This window comes from Skermanella rosea, from assembly GCF_016806835.2.
GTDB lineage: Bacteria > Pseudomonadota > Alphaproteobacteria > Azospirillales > Azospirillaceae > Skermanella > Skermanella rosea.
Map to the genome: position 1 here is coordinate 2,111,686 of NZ_CP086111.1, position 16,428 is coordinate 2,128,113.

Sequence of the window (16,428 nt, forward strand, 5' to 3'; positions counted from 1 at the left end):
GTTCGGTCGGCCCGTCACTCGCCGGGCTGGCTCGCCTCCTCGCCTTTCCGCCGCCCGTTCCATTGGCGGTAGAATCGATAGGCGAACAGGAGGACGAGGCCGGCGATGACGGCGGTGCTGATCGGGCTGATATAGGCTTCGACAGCCTGCCACTGGCCGCGCAGGATGTAGCCGCAAGCCGCGAGCGCGCCGGTCCAGGCCACGGTCCCGATCGTGGAATAGAGCAGGAAGGGGATCATGGGCATGCCGCTGATGCCCGCGGGAACGGAGATCAGGGTCCGCACGCCGGGCACGAGGCGCCCGATCAGGACCGCCACCCCTCCGTGGCGCTCGAACCAAGCCGTCGCATGGTCGATATCCTCGGGCGACACCGTGATCCAGCGCCCGTACCGCTCCGCGAAGTGGCGCATCCGCTTGGCGCCGTATTTCTTGCCGGCATAGTACCAGGGCAGGGCGCCGGCTACCGAACCGACGACGCCGGCCACGATGACGCCGACGAGCGACAAGGGGCCCTCGGCCGCGGTGAAACCGGCCAGCGGCATCACGACCTCCGACGGGATCGGCGGAAAAATGTTCTCCAGGAACATCAGGAACGCGATGCCGGCATAGCCGAGCGAGTTCATCAGACCGGTGATCCAGTCAATCATGTCATTCCAACCTTCAGCCTTGGTCGACCTTGCATCCCGTGATCCCGGTGAAAACCGTGAACCGGTTGATCCGTTGCAGGACGATCATGTGCGGTCGCCGCCCCTCCGCTTCAATTCGCGCCGTGCGCGACGCTCCGCCCGGCGGGCCTGCCGCCGCTGGCGGCGCTGCCACAGTCGGAAATAGAAGCGGCTCCTGGCGGCGTCGAGGGCGTGCAGCAGGTCGCCCGGCCGGGGGATCACGGGGATGCGCGGGCCGGCCGTCGGAGTCGCCGGTTCGAGCGCGAGGCCGACGGTGAGGAGCCTGCCCTCGTCCATGTCCCGCGCGATCAGCTCGACCGAGCCCATGCGCAGGCGGTCGCCGACCTCGACCGAGTCGCGGAATTCCTGCCGGAACAGGTCGGACAGGGTCAGCCTGGCGTTGCGGACGGAGAGGGGCAGGCCGTAAAGCTCCGCCAGGGCGCCCACCGTGACGTCGGCCTTCAGGCTCAGGTCGCCGAAGAACTGCCGGTCGTCCTCCGCCAGCTCGCGCGTCTCCCCGAACAGCCGGTCGAGCAGCGCCACCCGCGACGGCGCGGTGAACAGATAGACCAGATCGCCGGCCTGGAGGTGGCGGACGGTATGGACCGTCTGGACTTGGCCGTCCCGGATGATCAGCGACGGACGCGCCCAGCGGGGCAGGCGGTGCCCTGTCACCACCGGGCTGTGCTCGCGGATCGTATAGGCGACCAGTTCGTAATCCGCCTGCCCGGGCAGTTCCAGCTCGACGCGGTCGACCGGCCCGATCCGCGGCGGCACGATCAGCTTCAGCCAGTGCGCGAGCGGCCTGATCGTCCAGCCCTGGACCAGCAGCGACATCAGCACGATCAGGAAGGCGATGTTGAAATAGATCTGGCTGTCCGGCAGCCCGAACAGCGCAGGCACGATGGCGAGCAGGATCGACACGGCGCCGCGCAGTCCGACCCAGGCGATGAAGGTGGTCTCGTTGGCGGTGAAGCGGAACGGCGCCAGGCACAGCCAGACCGCCAGCGGCCGGGCGACCAGGATCAGCACCAGGGCCAGCAGCGCCGCGGGCGCCAGCAGTTCCGGAAACTGCGACGGCGTCGCCAGCAGGCCCAGCATGACGAACATCACGATCTGGCTCAGCCAAGTCAGCCCGTTGTGGAACCGGCGCAGGCTCTGCGCGCCGCGCAGCTTGGCGTTGCCGGCGATCAGCCCCGCGACATAGACCGCCAGGAAGCCGCTCCCCCCGAGCGTCCCGGCGGCCGCGAAGATGAACAGCGCGAGGGACAGGGACACGACCGGGTACAGCCCCTGCTCCAGGCGGATGCGGTTGATCGCCAGGATCAGCAGCCATCCGCCCGCAAGGCCGAACAGGACGCCGCCGCCGATCTGGGTGGCGAACATCAGGAGCAGGTCCCAGGGCGATGCAGCCCCGCCGGCCGCGATCAGCTCGACCAGGGCGATGGTCAGGAAGATCGACATGGGATCGTTGGTCCCCGATTCGATCTCCAGGGTCGAGCGGACACGGTCACGGAGCGTGATTCCGCCGACCCGCAACAGGAAGAAGACCGCCGCCGCGTCGGTCGAGCTGACGATCGCGCCGACCAGCAAGGCCTCCAGCCAGGGAAGGCCCAGGGCGAAGCGGGCGGCGGCGCCGACCAGGGCCGTGGTCGCGACGACTCCCGCCGTCGCCAGCGTCAGCGCCGGCCAGGCCGCCGCCTTGTAGCTGGAGAAGCGCGTGTCGAATCCGCTTTCGAACAGGATGATCGCCAGCGCCACGCTGCCGATCAGGAAGGCGGCAGGCGTATTGTCGAAATCGATGCCGCCGATCCCGTCCTCCCCCGCGGCGAGACCGACGCCGAGGAAGATCAGGAGCAGCGGGGCACCGATGCGGAAGGAAATCAGGCTCGTGAAGATGCTGACCAGCAGGAGTGCCGCGGCGACGAGAATGATTAGGTTGATCAATTCCATGGAAACATCCCGGCGCGACTTCAGATTGTGGCTGGACTGCCCTTTGACGACGCTTGGCGAAGCCGGGCAGCATTTCCGGGTGTTCGGTCCAGGGTAGACTTTCACCTACGGCTACGCATGCGCACAGCGCCAGCATCCCCTTTGATACACCGGAGCCGACCAGGACAAAAACAGGTTCCAAGCGTCACCGGCAGCAACAATATACCCGAAGTCAGAAATCAAAAGTATTAGTAATAGGCTGTATGGGTGATGTTACTGATCCAACACATATGTGCCCAAAGCTCACACTGTGAAGCAGAAAGGACTTCAGCTGGATCAGCATTGAGGTATCTATACGGCCAAGACGACAGCGGGGACGACAAGATCGTGGCTGCGTCGGTTGAATGAATACTCGATAGGGGTAGCTTAAATGAAAAAGATCCTTTTGGGGACCACCGCGATCGCCGCCGCCGCTCTGTATGCGCAGGCTGCACAGGCGCAGATCACCGTTTCCCTGGGCGGTTACACCGAGTTCTTCGGTGCCTACTACGATGACGACGTTCCGGGCCGTACCAGCCGCGAGTTCCAGCTCGAGACCGAAATCACCGTCCGCGCCGACGGCAAGGCCGACAATGGCCTGCTCTACGGTGCCAAGGTCGAGCTGCAGAACTCCTCGGGTGCCAACGCCGGCATCGTGACGGACGAGGCCTCGGTCTACCTCGGCGGCACCTGGGGCCGTATCGAGCTCGGTGACTTCGACGGCGCCGCGGACACCCTCGCGATCTATGCCCCGCTGATCGGTATCGAGCAGCTCGACGGCGACGCCTACGACTTCCTGGACGTCACCTCCGGCGGCACCCGCTTCGGCGCCCAGCCCTTCTTCGGCACCATCAAGGCTCCGGACTCGGGTGACTCCACCAAGGTCATGTACCTGACCCCGCGGTTCGCCGGCGTGCAGGCCGGTGTCAGCTACGCCACCCAGAACGGCAACGAGGGCCAGTCGGTCGTCGGCCTGAAGTCCCAGACCACCTACAAGGACTTCTTCGAGTTCGGCGCCAACTACACCGGCACCTTCGCCGGCTTCTCGGTCGCCTTGGGCGCCACCGGTTCGACCGCCAGCGGCGAAGACGCCCTGGGCGCCACCGAGCTGGAAGACTTCTTCGCTTGGCAGGCCGGTGCCCAGGTCGGCTACGCCGGCTTCAAGTTCGGCGGCGGCTACATTGACGGCGACGACTTCGGCGCTGCCGCCGGTACCGAAGCCGGTGACGCGAGCGCCTGGCACGTCGGCGCCAGCTACACGGCCGGTCCGTTCGCGGTCGGCTTGAGCTACGCCGATGCCGAGGGCGCGAAGGGTGGCTTCACCACCTACACCCCGGACTACAAGACCTACGGCGGTGGTTTCGCCTACACCCTGGCCCCGGGCTTCATCGTCCAGGCCGACCTGATGTTCGTGGACGAGGACGTCGTCAACCTCACCAACGGCGCCACGGCCAGCAACGAAGGCTACGTCGCCGTGCTGAGCACCCGTCTGAACTTCTAATTGAAGTGCGGACCCGGGCAACCGGGTCCGATCGGACAAGGAAAGGGGCAGCGGTTCATCCGCTGCCCCTTTCTTGTATTCGGAGCGGCCTGTCCGACTCAGCTCACGATCCGCCACGACCCGTCGGGTTGCTGGCAGGCGGTGCCGTTGGCCCGTTCGGCCCGTCCGCCGATATAGACGGTATGCTGGTATTCGCGGCAGGTCTGGCCGCCCGGGTTCTGGAATGTCCGGGTCGGCTCGATGGTGCCGCGGCGGTCGCTGTCGGCACTGGACCACTGGATCGGCTCGTTCCGGGTGATCGCGGTCTCTTCCGCCTGGACCGCGGTCGTCTGGTCATTGCCCTGCAGGTGCCGGCTCAACTGCTGGCCGGCCAGCGCTCCGGCCAGGCTGCCGAACGCCGTTGCGGCGACCCGCCCGGTCCCGCCGCCAATCTGCGATCCGAGAACGGCACCGCCGACGCCGCCGCCCAAGCTGCCGATGACGTCCCCGGTGTTCATGCCTTCGCAGGCGCCGAGACCGAGTGACAGGGTGGCGAAAGCGGCGATGGTCGCTTTGCGGTAAGCCATGGCGTCATCCTTTCTGGCAGGCGTGTTGGCCCGTGCAACGCCGAGATCATGCGAATGTTCCGACCGGGAGGGGCCCGGAGGCAGGGGAATGGATGTGGCGCGTTCCTGTTGTTGCGTCATGCCGGCTGCCGTCGCGGCAGCGGGCCAATGATCAAGACAGGAGAAACAGCATGACCCGCATGGCCATCGCCGCATTGGGCCTCGCCCTGTTCGCCGCAACCGCTTGCGAGAATCTGAGCGAGCAGGGGAGCAACACCCAACCGGACGGCCGGTCCAGCACGTCGGGCGGCGCGACCCTGGGATCCCGGGGCAGCAACGGACCCGCCACCGGCATCCCGCGGACCGGCAACGCCGACGTCGGAGCGCCGCGCACCGGCAGCAGCGACACCGATGCCGCGACGGGCGACATGATCCAGCCGGGGCCGCTTCCCGGCGAAGACATGCTGAACTGAGGATGGACGGACGGGCGGCGCCCGGCTAGGGAGCCGCCCGTCCGGCGTCGTGCCCTCAGGCGACGGCCTGCTCCAGCGCTTCGAGCACGTGCAGGCCGATCATGGTCTCCTCGCTGGTCCTCACGACCAGCACCTTGACCGCCGAATCGGCCGTGGAGATCACCTGGGCGTTGCCCTCGTTGGCATCGGCATCGAGAGAAATGCCGAGCCATTCCATGCCCTCGCACACCCGCCGCCGGACCATCGCCGAGTTCTCGCCGATGCCGGCGGTGAACACCAGGGCGTCGAGCCCGCCGACCGAGGCCGCCAGGGCGCCGAGCTGGCGGCGTATGGCATGGACGAAGTAGTCGATCGCCCGGGTCGCTCTGGGATCCTCGCTGCGTTCCAGGTCGCGCATGTCCGGGCTGATGCCGGACAGACCCTTGAGCCCCGACTCGTGGTAGAGCAGGCGGGTGACTTCCGGCACCGTCATGCCGGCCGTGCCGATCAGATGAAGCAGCACGCCGGGATCGATCTGCCCGCTGCGGGTTCCCATCGCCAGGCCGTCGAGCGCCGTGAAGCCCATGGTGCTCTCCACGCTCCTGCCGCCGCGGATCGCGCACATGCTGGCGCCGTTGCCGAGATGGGCCACGACGACCCGGCCCGAGGCGACGTCCGGAGCAACCTCCGTCAGGCGGCGCGCGACATACTCGTAGGACAGGCCGTGGAATCCGTAGCGCCGGATCCCCTGGTCGAAATATCTCAGGGGGATCGCGAACGCCTCGGCGGCGAAGTCGTGGCCGCGGTGGAAGGAGGTATCGAAGCAGGCGACCTGGAGAACGCCGGGATAGCGGGCCTCGACCGCGTCGATCGGCGCCAGGTTGTGCGGCTGGTGCAGCGGCGCCAGCGGCACCAGTTCCTGGAGCTTCGCCCGGACGGCGGGGGTGATGACCACGGGACCCGAGAAGTCGGAGCCGCCGTGGACCACCCGGTGACCGACGGCCAGGACCCGGGCATCGCCGAGGAACCCGTCGAGCCACTCGCTGATCACGTGCAGCGCCGCTTCATGGTCCGTCGGGCCGGAGCCGTCCTCCCAGCGGGTCTCGGCCAGCACCGTGCCGTCCGCATCCTTCGCGACGAAGTGGACGTGCGTGCCGATGCCTTCGATCTGACCGACTGCCAGCATGCGGACGGAGTCCGGTCCGACCGGCGCCTCCACCGAGAACTTGATGCTGCTTGATCCGGCGTTCAGGACGAGGATGGAGTCGATCATTGCTGCCCTCCCTGGATGCCGCCGAGGTCGAGGATGGCCTTGCCGGTCCTGGCGTAGGCCTGATGGAGCTGCGCCAGCGCGCAGGAGGCGAGACGGGATTTCTCGTCGTCGGCCCGGCTGGTCAGGATGATCGGCACGCGGGCGCCGAGCACCAGCCCCGCCGCGTCGGCATGCGCGATGAAGGTGAGTTCCTTGGCCAGCATGTTGCCGGCCTCCAGGTTGGGAACGATCAGCACGTCGGCGCGTCCGGCGACGAGCGAGGCGATGCCCTTTGTCCGGGCGGCTTCCAGATCGACCGCGTTGTCCATCGCGAGCGGGCCGTCGACGATGCCGCCCTTGATCTGTCCGCGTTCGGCCATCTTGGACAGGACGGCCGCGTCGAGCGTCGACGGGATCTTGGGGGTGACGGTCTCGACCGCGGACAGGATGCCGACGCGCGGCTGGCTGATGCCGAGCGCCAGGGCCATGTTGATCGCGTTCTGCACGATGTCGACCTTGGTCTCCAGGCTCGGCAGGATGTTGATGGCGGCGTCGCTGACCAGCAGCAGATGGTCCATGCCGGGCACGTCCATGACGAACACGTGGCTGATCCGGTGGGCCGTCCGCAGGCCGGTGCCGGACTTGGTGACCTCGTGCAGCAGCTCGTCGGAATGGAGGTTGCCCTTCATGATCGCGCCGGCCTTGCCCTGGTGGACCAGCTCGACCGCGTGGGCCGCCGCGGCCTCCGACTGCGAGATCTCGACGATGGGGAATCGGGAGATGTCGCCGCCCATCTCCTGCGCGACGGCGCGGATCCGGTCGGCCGGCCCGATCAGGATCGGCTCGATCAGCCGGGCGGCGGCCGCCAGCAGGACGCCGCCCAGGGAGCTGCGGTCGGTCGGGAACACGACCGCCGTCTCCAGCGGGGGCAGCGCCTCGCAGGCGCTTATCATGCGGGTGAACTTCTCGTGCCGCTCGATCATCAGCTTGGGCAGGGCCGCGTCGGGCGTGTCGATGTGCTCGGTCGGGGCGAGGACGTCGGCGACGCCCTCCGCGACCAGGACGCCGTTCTGGTTGACCAGCTTGCAGTCGAGGATGACGATGCCGGGTTCGCGCTTCTCGGTCACCGTGACGGTGATCGAGAGCTCGTCGCCGACATGCACCCGCTCGTAGAACGAGAGCGTCTGGCCCCGGTAGCGCGTCCCGGCGCCCGGCAGGGAATTGCCGAGCACGGCCGAGATCTGCGATCCGACCCACATGCTGGGGGCGATCGTGTCGGGATCGACGATGCCGTTCCGGTCCTTGTCGCGCGGCAGCGTCAGCGGATTGAGGTTGCCGGATGCATGGGCGAAGACCACCAGATCGTTCGCCGTGCAGACCCTGCGGATCGTCGCCGTGTCGCCGACGGAGATCTCGTTGAAAGTCCGGTTACGTGCCATGGGTCCCCTGGAATCACGTCGGCTGCCGAAGCAGCCGTGAGTTGAGGTGGCCGAAATCGGAGTCGGGGGCAGCGGCGCCGTGCCGTGCCGCGGACGGACCCCGTTCAGCGATCTCCAGCCTAGGACCTTACCATGACGAGATCATTAGCGTTCCCGGACTTTTCTTCGCGGTGCGGCAAAACGCCGTCGGGCCGGAAGGGGAGCGCCCGTGGGCCGGGCGCTCCCCTTCCGAACCGCGTCCCCGGCGCCCGCCCGCGCGGATCAGGCGCTGAGCGCCCGCGGCCTGTCGAGGCCCTGGTGGATCGCCCACAGCGCGGCCTGGGTCCTGTTCGCGGCCTTGATCTTGCGCAGCAACTGCTTGACCGACGCCTTGACCACCATTTCGCTGAGCGACAGGTGGTCGGCGATCATCCGGTTGCTGTCGCCGTTGACCAGGCGGCGCAGGATCTCGGCTTCGCGAACGGTCAGTCCGCGGGGCGCCGCCGGCTTGGGGGCCGGGATCCTGAAGGCGCTCAATCCGGCCGGAAGCAGGGTATGCCCGTCCATCACGCGGTCGAGTGCCGCGGTCAGTTCGCCGGGATCATGATCCTTGGTGAGGTAACCGTCGGCATGCGCCTCGACGGCCTGCCGCAGGCGGTCCGTCTGGAGATTGGAGGTCAGCATCACGAGGCGGGCGTCGGGTATGGCGGCACGCAGGGCCGGGATCGACTGGGCCTTGTCCGAGCCGGGATCGAGGACGATCAGCCGAGGTGCCGGCCTGATCTCCGAGAGCCGCGATGCCAGCGCCTCCTCGACGGTCGCATGCTCGGCAACCACCTGGTAGCGCGAGCCTTCGAGCAGGCGCACCAATCCCTGGCGGAACAGGCGGTGCGGGTCGATCAGCAGGGTCGGGGTCATGGGTATTCTCCATCGCGGGAACCTGACCCAAAAAGACCATGCGAGCCGAACGGAGACAGTGAAGTAGTTCACAAACGGTAAAGAAATTTTCTTTTTCTGGCTTGATAATCCAGTTGCGAACGCGCCGGGCACCGGATGCGACATTTTGGCCGCCGATGCCGCCCCCGGACTCCCGCCAGGGCATCTGTGGCATGGTTGGAGCGCGGACGCATTCGGAGTGGAGAGGACATTGAAAACTACTCTTGCCGAGGGTCCTCGAATCAGGATATGCAACGAGATATATAGAATTTGAATCTAACTATTTTAATTTCGAACGAACTGCGGACCCGTTTCAAATTCCTGCGCCGAGGAGACAGCATGCATAGGTATTTCGCCGGATCGGGATCGTGGCCGATGCTGGCCGCGGCGTTACTCCTGCTGGTCGGCGCGGTTTGGGCATTCCCGGCGCAGGCCGGACCCTTGAAGGTCGTCTACGTGGAACTGCCTCCCTACACCTATACCGATCCCGACGGCACGCCCAAGGGAAGCCTGGTCGAACTGACGCGCAAGGTCGCGGCCGACGCCGGGGTGGAGTTCACCGCGGAGTCGGTCCCGGCGCGGCGCCTGTTCCAGGGGATCGCAGTGGGTGATTATGACATGTTCATCGGCATCAAGACGCCGGAGGCGTTCCAGGGCACGACGGTCGCGAGCAGGTCGGTGATCGCCAGGATCGATCTCCATGCGTGGTCGATCGGCACGGTGCCGGAGGTCAAGGCCAAGGAGGACCTGACCGGCAAGCAGGTGATCGTGCTGACGGGCTATTCCTACGGCGGATGGCGCAGCTATTTCGAGGATCCCGCCAACGGGGTGCAGATGGTCGAGGCAAGGGCTCCCGAGCAGGCCCTCCAGCTGCTGGTCGCCGGGCGGGCGCCCATCCTGCTCCAGTACGAGCTTCCGATGGAGCAGGCGCTGGGCGGCAAGCGTCCGCCCGACCTGAAGTCGAGCCTCATCTCCAGCCTGGACTGCCATTTCGTCGTTTCGCTGAAACGCCCGGACGCGGCCGAACTGGTCGGCAGGCTGGACGCCGGATTCGAGAAGCTCAAGGCGGCCGGCGCCTTGCCCTGACGCCGGGTCCCGGCGGCCAGCCTTCCCCCGGCCCGGAAGCCTTCTTTCCCTCGAACCACGGTCGAAGCGGAACATGCCCGATCCAAACGCTGCACCGGAAGCCGCCGGAATCACCGGCCGGTTCGGTATCCGCCAGAAGGCGCTGATCCTGATCGGCGCGACAATGCTGCTGTCCGGCGCCTTGTCCATCGGCTTCACACTCCACAGGTCCGAGCAGGCGGCCTATTCCGACCTGGGAACCCGTGCCGACATCATAGCCGCGCTCCAGGCGAGGTCCGCGGCCATCCCCCTGTTCGACCTCGACTTCGAACAGGTAACCGAACTGGTCAAGGCGGCGGCAGGGGACCCCGACTACCTCGCCAGCTTCGTGCGCGATCCCAAGGGGAAGGTCGTCGCCGCCGTCGGCGACCTGGAGGCGACGGAGGGCTTCATCGAGGTCGTCCGGGAAATCCGCGGCGGTGCCGGCGGGCAATCCGCCAGGATCGGCGAATACGTGCTGCGCCTGAAGACGGCGCGGACCGACGCGCATCTGCGTTCGCAGGCGACGGTCCAGATCGGCGGCGGCGTCGCGGCGCTGGTGGTCGTCATGGCCATCCTCTACGCCATCATCGCCTCCTTCAGCGGTCCGCTGGAGAAACTGACCCGGTTGGTCGGGCGGCTGGCCTGCGGGGACCACGGAGTCACGGTTCCCGATACCGGACGCGGCGACGAGATCGGCGCCATGGCGCGCGCGGTCGACGTGCTGAAGGCCAAGGCGCTGGAGAGGGAGCGGCTGGAAGCCGAGAAGATCGAGTCCCGGGCGGCGGAAGCGGCGCGGGCCAGGCGCCTGACCGATCTGGCCGCGGCCTTCGACGGCAGCGTCGAACTGGTCGTCGTGGAGGTGTCCGGGACCGCCGGGCAGATGAAGGCCGGGGCGGAGGGAGTGCTCGACGGCGCGCTCGCCGTCGACCGGCGGAACAGCACGGTCGCCGCCGCGGCCGGGCGGGCATCCCGGAGCGTATCCATTGCCAGCGGCGCCGCGGAGGAACTGACCACGTCCATCCAGGTCATCGCCGAAAGCGTCGGCCAGTCGGTGCTGGTCTCCGGCCAGGCCATCGGCAAGGCGGACGAGACCCGGCGGACCGTCGAGTCGCTGGCGGAGGCCGCCCACAAGATCGGTGAGGTGACCGACCTCATCAACCAGATCGCCGGACAGACCAACCTGCTGGCGCTGAACGCGACGATCGAGGCCGCGCGGGCGGGGGAGGCGGGCAAGGGATTCGCCATCGTCGCGTCGGAGGTCAAGAACCTGGCCAGCCAGACCGCCAAGGCGACGGAGGAGATCGCCGGCCAGATCCGGGCGATCCAGGCGGTGACGCAGGAAACGGTCTCCGCCATGCAGCAGATCTCCGCCGCTATCATGGACCTGAACGACCGTTCCGGCCAGATATCCGCCGCCATCAGCGAGCAGCTCGGCGCCACGACGGAGATCGCGGTCCAGATCAGCGGAGCGGCCGAGGGGGCGGAGACGGTCGCCCTGACCATCCAGGAGGCTGCCGGCGTCTCCCACGAAGTTTCCACCGCCGCACGGGAGACCGTGCAACTCGCGGCGAAGCTGCAGGAGCGATTCAGCGCGCTCCGCACTGAAGTCCGCCAGTTCCTGGACTCCGTGAAGGCGGCCTGACGGCGAGCAGGCTGTCGACAGGGCGGAGGAGCCTTTCGGCGGTTCCGGCTGTTGGATCATCGGCCGGCGCCTTGCGGCGGCGTCGGCGGTCGTTCCCCGATCCGGACCCGTCATCCAGGAGCATCGCACCCCTTGCCCCCGTCCGTTTCCGCCGCCGGTTTCGGTGGCATCCTCCGAGCCCTGCGCAATCCGAATTACGGTCTCTACACCGCCGGCAACGCGGTATCCCTGATCGGCACGTGGATGCAGCGCATAGCGGTGGGCTGGCTGACCTGGCAGTTGACCGGTTCGGGCGCGTGGCTAGGTGCCATCGCGTTCGCCGACCTCTTTCCGACGGTGTTCGTCGGCCCCTTCGCCGGAGCGGTGGCCGACCGGTGGGATCGTCTGCGAGTCACGAAGGTCAGCCAGACGCTGGCCATGGTCCAGGCGATCACCCTCTTCGGGCTGACCTGGTTCGACCTGATGACCATCGAACTGCTGTTCGCCCTGACCGTGGCGCTTGGCGTCATCGCCGGTTTCAACCAGCCGGCCCGGCTGGCGCTCATCCCCAGCCTGGTGCGGCGCGAGGACCTGTCGGCGGCGGTCGCGATCAACTCCATCATCTTCAATTCGGCCCGGTTCATCGGTCCTGCCGTTGCCGGCTTGATGATCGTGACCGGGGGGCTGGCAACCGCTTTCGCCGTCAACGCCCTCAGCTTCGTGTTCTTCCTCGTGGCGCTGTCGCGCATCCGCCTGCCGGCCGAACCGCCGGCACCGCCGCGGGCGCGGAGTTCGCTGTTCCGCGACGTGGGGGACGGAATCCGCTACACCGCCTCGCACGAGGGGATCGCGCCGATGATGATGCTGCTGATCGTGGTCTGCCTGTGCGTCCGTCCGGTCGTGGAACTGCTGCCGGGGTTCGCGGCGGCGGTGTTCGCGTCGGGAGCGGGCGGGCTGGCCGTGCTCACCTCGACCATCGGAGCCGGCGCGGTGCTGGGCGGATTCTGGCTGGCCCGGCGGACCGATCCCGGCGGGCTGACCGGCATAGCGCTGGGCAACACGCTGGTGCTGTCGCTCGCCCTGCTGGCCTTCGTCGCGACGGACCGCTGGTGGGTGGCGATACCGGCGCTCGGCATCCTGGGAGCCTGCATGGTCGTCACGGGCGTCGGCACCCAGACGCTTCTCCAACTGTCGGTGGCCGGCGAGATGAGGGGCAGGGTCCTGAGCCTTTACGGGGTCATCTTCCGCGGCGGTCCGGCCCTCGGCGCGCTGGTGGTCGGGGTAGCTTCGGAACGGTTCGGGCTCCGCGTCCCCCTCGCCGTGAGCGCGGGGTTCGCCGTATTGGCTTGGCTCTGGACATGGTCGGGACGCGCACGGATCATCCGGGCGTTGGAGCCGGAAAGCCATGCCGATTGATGCTCAGTCCGGTGGAAAGTTGCGGGGCAACGGTAACTATCGATTTTCTTCGCGAAAGCAAACGCCGTGGCAGTTGATGTCATAATCCTGCCGGTAAGTTTCTTCGACCTTGCATATGACAGTCTTTGAACTGCGAAGCAAATATTCAGAACTATTTAGAAAACTTAGTGATATATGCTGGAAGGCGTGCTATCGTGCTTCGACGTATGACAAAAGGCCGAAAAGGCGGAGCCGGACGTGGAGAGACGACATCCAGACGCTTCCGCGCCGGAAGGGTGGGGCGGTTCGCCAGCCGATTTTCGGGCTGCGGATTTCCGAGCCAATGTCCTGGTCCTGGACGACGATGCCGCGGTTTGCCAAGCCTTCGCCTTCACGCTGGAAGATTTGGGATGTTCGGTCCTGGCGGTCACCGGCATCCGTGAGGCGTTCTCCCTGATCGCCAGCCGGGAGTTCGTTCCGGACCTCATCATCGCCGACCAGGGCCTGGGTGAGGGAATGACTGGGCTCGAGGCTGTCCGTCTGCTTCGGACCCGCTTCGGCAAGCAGATCCCCGCCTGCATCGTCACGGGCGATGTCCTGTCAGACGCCTTGCGAGGCGTCTCGGCCGAGGATATCGGCTGCCTCGCCAAGCCGATCGGCTCCGCGGAACTGCAGGCCCTCGTCGCTCCCGGAGACATGGCGTCCTGCCCGAGCATGCGCAAGGAGCTTGAGATTCGAACGGCATGGCAACGATGAAGTAGCCGGTTACCGTGGATTCGTGTCATATCCGTGATTGTTCCGGTCTCGGGAGACTGTTTCACTGCGGTGGATGCGGCTGAATGCCGGTGGGTACCGAAAAGCTGTGGGGAGTCCTGCGCGGTCTTCGATTGCGCCTGATGCTGCTGGTATGCTGCGGCGTCCTTCCCTTGTCCCTCCTGGTCCTTCACCTCCTGGAACAGCAGCGCCAGCAGATCCTGACCGGCGCGCGCGACGATGTCATGACCCTGGCGCGAGAGGCGGGCATGCGGCAGGGCGAGGTCCTCGCCCAGGTGCGAGGGCTTCTCCAGGTGCTCACGGCCGTTCCGGCCCTGCGGGAATTCGAGGAGGGAACCTGCAGCGGGATGCTGGACGAGATCGTCCGGCACCAGCCCGGCCTAACCTCGCTCTGGATCGCCCGGCCCGACGGCAGCGTGCCGTGCAGCCACCATCCGGGGGGCCTCGCCCTCAACATGGCCGAGCGCGCCTACTTCCGGGATGCCGTGTCGGAGAACAGGTTCGTCGTCAGCGATTACCTGATCGGCCGGGTCAGCGGGCGGCCGGTCCTCGGCACCGCCTTGCCGTTCAGCCGGCCGGACGGGCGGATCGCCGGAGTCGCGATGGCCGGCATCAATATCGGCTGGCTTCACAGGCTGGCGGAGCAGGTCGTCAATGCGAAGGACATAAGTTTGGTCCTGGTCGACGGGAACGGCACTTTGCTGGCCCATGGCTCGGTCGCCGCCCCGTCGGACCCGCCGGTCGGCTCGAAAGTCGCGGATCATCCGCTGGTCGCCGCCATGCTGGGCAGTCTGGAGGGCACCGTCGAAACCTCCGATTTGTCCGGAGTCGGCCGCCTGTTCGCCCATGTGGCGCTTCCCGGAACCGGCGCCAGGCTCGCGGTAGGCATCGAACGCGACGCCGTCCTGGCCCAGGTCGACCGGCAACGCACCATCAGCCTTGTGACCCTTTTCCTGGTGGCTGCGGCATCCCTGACCACCGCCGCCCTGGCCGGGGAGGTGCTGGTGCTGCGCTGGCTCGACCGGCTGCGGGAAGCGGCGGCACGGCTGGGGCGGGGCGACCTGTCGGTCCGGGCGCCGCTGCCTTCCGGCGGTGAACTGCGGGAGTTGGCCGGCGCCTTCAACGACATGGCCGACAGCCTGGAGCAGCGCGAGCAGAGCCGTAGCGAGTCCGAGGCCCGGTTCCGCGACATGGCCGAGGTATCGAGCGACTGGTTCTGGGAAACCGGGCCGGACAACCGCTTCACCTATATCTCCAAGGGGATCAACCTGACCGGGGCCGGACAGGACCTCTTCGTCGGGGCGCTGAGGGAGGAAATCGCGGCGCAGCCGGCCGACGATGCCGACCGCGAGACCTGGGACCGCTACAGGGCGGACCTCCTGGCCCGCCGCCCGTTCCGCGATTTCACCTACCGGATCATCATGCCCGGCGGATCGGTCCGGCACCTGTCGACCAGCGGCAAGCCGGTGTTCGATCGGACGGGCCGGTTCACCGGTTATCGCGGCGTCGGACGGGACGTGACCCGGGAGGTCGAGGCGGAGCAGGCCGTGAGGAAGGCGCGGGAAGCGGCCGAAGCGGCGAACCAGGCCAAGTCGCAGTTCCTGGCGATCATGAGCCACGAACTCCGCACGCCCATGACCGGCGTGCTCGGCACGATCGACCTGCTCTCCGACACGGGTCTGACCACCGAGCAGGCCCAATGGCTGGCCATCATGCGGACATCCGCCGAGACGCTGATGACCGTGCTGAACGACATCCTGGACTTCTCGAAGATCGAGGCGGGCCAGCTCCAGTTCGAGCAGGTCGAGTTCCGGCTCGGCACGGTGACCCGCGAAGTCACCGGCCTGTATGCCCGGCTGGCGGCCGACAAGGGGTTGTCCTTCACGGTCCTCCGGGACGGATTGCAGACTGACGAGGTGCGCGGCGACCCGGTGCGGCTGCGACAGGTCCTGTTCAATCTGGTCGGCAACGCCCTCAAGTTCACCGAGCGGGGTCGCATCGAGATCCGGGTCTCGGAGGTGCCGTCCGACTCCGCCGGCCTGATCGTCCGGTTCGAGGTGGAGGACACCGGCATCGGCCTCAGCGAGGAGGAGCGCCGCCACCTTTTCCAGGCGTTCTCGCAGGCCGACGCGACCACGACCCGCCGGTTCGGGGGGACCGGCCTCGGCCTCGCGATCTGCAAGCGGCTGGTCGAGGCCATGGGCGGGGACATCGGGGTCGAGAGCGTTCCCGGCGCGGGGTCGACCTTCTGGTTCACGGTCAGCCTGGAACGCTCCGCCGTGCCCGTCCCGGCTCCCCGCCCGGATGGGGGCGTGCCGGACGCCGCCCCCAGGCGCGTGCTGCTCGCCGAGGATGACGATCTCAATCGCCTGCTGATCGCGACCATGATCCGGCGCATGGGGCATGAGGTTCGGACCGCCGAGGACGGCGCGCGGGCCGTGGACGAGGTGGCGGCAGGCGGGTATGACATCGCCATCCTGGACCTTCAGATGCCGGTGATGACCGGGCTGGAAGCAGCCCGGCGGATCCGGGCGATGCAGGGGCGGGCGGCCGAACTGCCGCTGGTGGCGCTCACCGCCGACGCCATACCTGAACGGCACGCGGAGCTTCAAGCCGCCGGCTTCAACCGGTGCCTGACCAAGCCGGTCGACCCTCGCCAGCTCGCCGAGGCGATCGGCGGCCTTACCCGGGCGATCGACGATCTGCCGGCATCGGCGGTTCGTTGAACGGTCGGGGCGCGGAGCGGAACCAAGGGAACAGGAGCGGACGCCGACCGTTAGGCTCGGACAAT

The 16,428-nt window shown here is 67.5% G+C and carries 13 protein-coding genes; 7 read left to right on the forward strand and 6 right to left on the reverse strand.

The annotated features are described in order from the left end of the window. Positions 1-14 precede the first annotated feature (14 nt). Together JL101_RS09660 and JL101_RS09665 are read right to left on the reverse strand one after the other, a co-directional pair. Complete coding sequence (locus JL101_RS09660) at positions 15-647, reverse strand: DedA family protein (RefSeq protein ID WP_203102501.1); 633 nt, start codon at positions 645-647, stop codon at positions 15-17. 84 nt (positions 648-731) lie between these two features. Beyond that, complete coding sequence (locus JL101_RS09665; RefSeq protein WP_203102503.1) at positions 732-2,618, reverse strand: potassium/proton antiporter; 1,887 nt, start codon at positions 2,616-2,618, stop codon at positions 732-734. Between the two features lie 409 nt (positions 2,619-3,027). On the opposite strand from JL101_RS09665, the gene JL101_RS09670 reads away from it, so the two are divergent. After that, positions 3,028-4,137: a porin gene (locus tag JL101_RS09670; RefSeq protein ID WP_203102505.1), complete on the forward strand. Its 1,110-nt coding sequence runs from the start codon at positions 3,028-3,030 to the stop codon at positions 4,135-4,137. 98 nt (positions 4,138-4,235) lie between these two features. Here the strand turns inward: JL101_RS09670 and JL101_RS09675 are convergent, their stop codons facing one another. Further along, on the reverse strand, positions 4,236-4,703 hold the full coding sequence (locus JL101_RS09675) for an RT0821/Lpp0805 family surface protein (RefSeq protein ID WP_203102507.1): 468 nt from the start codon (positions 4,701-4,703) through the stop codon (positions 4,236-4,238). Between the two features lie 170 nt (positions 4,704-4,873). On the opposite strand from JL101_RS09675, the gene JL101_RS09680 reads away from it, so the two are divergent. After that, entirely contained in the window at positions 4,874-5,155 is a 282-nt protein-coding gene (locus JL101_RS09680; RefSeq protein WP_203102509.1) for a hypothetical protein, read from the forward strand. A gap of 55 nt (positions 5,156-5,210) precedes the next feature. Here the strand turns inward: JL101_RS09680 and JL101_RS09685 are convergent, their stop codons facing one another. The 3 genes from JL101_RS09685 to JL101_RS09695 all read right to left on the reverse strand — a co-directional run bounded on the left by JL101_RS09685 (position 5,211) and on the right by JL101_RS09695 (position 8,722). Then, positions 5,211-6,407 (reverse strand): acetate/propionate family kinase, encoded by a 1,197-nt coding sequence (locus JL101_RS09685; protein ID WP_203102512.1) that lies wholly within the window; start codon positions 6,405-6,407, stop codon positions 5,211-5,213. After that, positions 6,404-7,825 (reverse strand): bifunctional enoyl-CoA hydratase/phosphate acetyltransferase, encoded by a 1,422-nt coding sequence (locus JL101_RS09690; protein ID WP_203102513.1) that lies wholly within the window; start codon positions 7,823-7,825, stop codon positions 6,404-6,406. Before JL101_RS09690 ends, JL101_RS09685 begins: the two co-directional genes overlap by 4 nt. 261 nt (positions 7,826-8,086) lie before the next feature. Then, positions 8,087-8,722: a LuxR C-terminal-related transcriptional regulator gene (locus tag JL101_RS09695; protein ID WP_203102515.1), complete on the reverse strand. Its 636-nt coding sequence runs from the start codon at positions 8,720-8,722 to the stop codon at positions 8,087-8,089. A 357-nt stretch (positions 8,723-9,079) separates the two neighbouring features. On the opposite strand from JL101_RS09695, the gene JL101_RS09700 reads away from it, so the two are divergent. From JL101_RS09700 to JL101_RS09720, 5 genes are all read left to right on the forward strand, one after another. Then, positions 9,080-9,826 (forward strand): substrate-binding periplasmic protein, encoded by a 747-nt coding sequence (locus JL101_RS09700; protein WP_203102517.1) that lies wholly within the window; start codon positions 9,080-9,082, stop codon positions 9,824-9,826. Positions 9,827-9,899: 73 nt separating this feature from the next. Continuing rightward, entirely contained in the window at positions 9,900-11,489 is a 1,590-nt protein-coding gene (locus tag JL101_RS09705; protein WP_203102518.1) for a methyl-accepting chemotaxis protein, read from the forward strand. 132 nt (positions 11,490-11,621) lie between these two features. After that, complete coding sequence (locus JL101_RS09710; protein ID WP_203102519.1) at positions 11,622-12,884, forward strand: MFS transporter; 1,263 nt, start codon at positions 11,622-11,624, stop codon at positions 12,882-12,884. Between the two features lie 237 nt (positions 12,885-13,121). Continuing rightward, a complete protein-coding gene (locus tag JL101_RS09715; RefSeq protein WP_203102520.1) occupies positions 13,122-13,619 on the forward strand; it encodes a response regulator in 498 nt (165 codons plus the stop codon). 83 nt (positions 13,620-13,702) lie between these two features. After that, complete coding sequence (locus tag JL101_RS09720; protein WP_203102521.1) at positions 13,703-16,363, forward strand: ATP-binding protein; 2,661 nt, start codon at positions 13,703-13,705, stop codon at positions 16,361-16,363. The last annotated feature ends 65 nt before the right edge of the window (positions 16,364-16,428 follow it).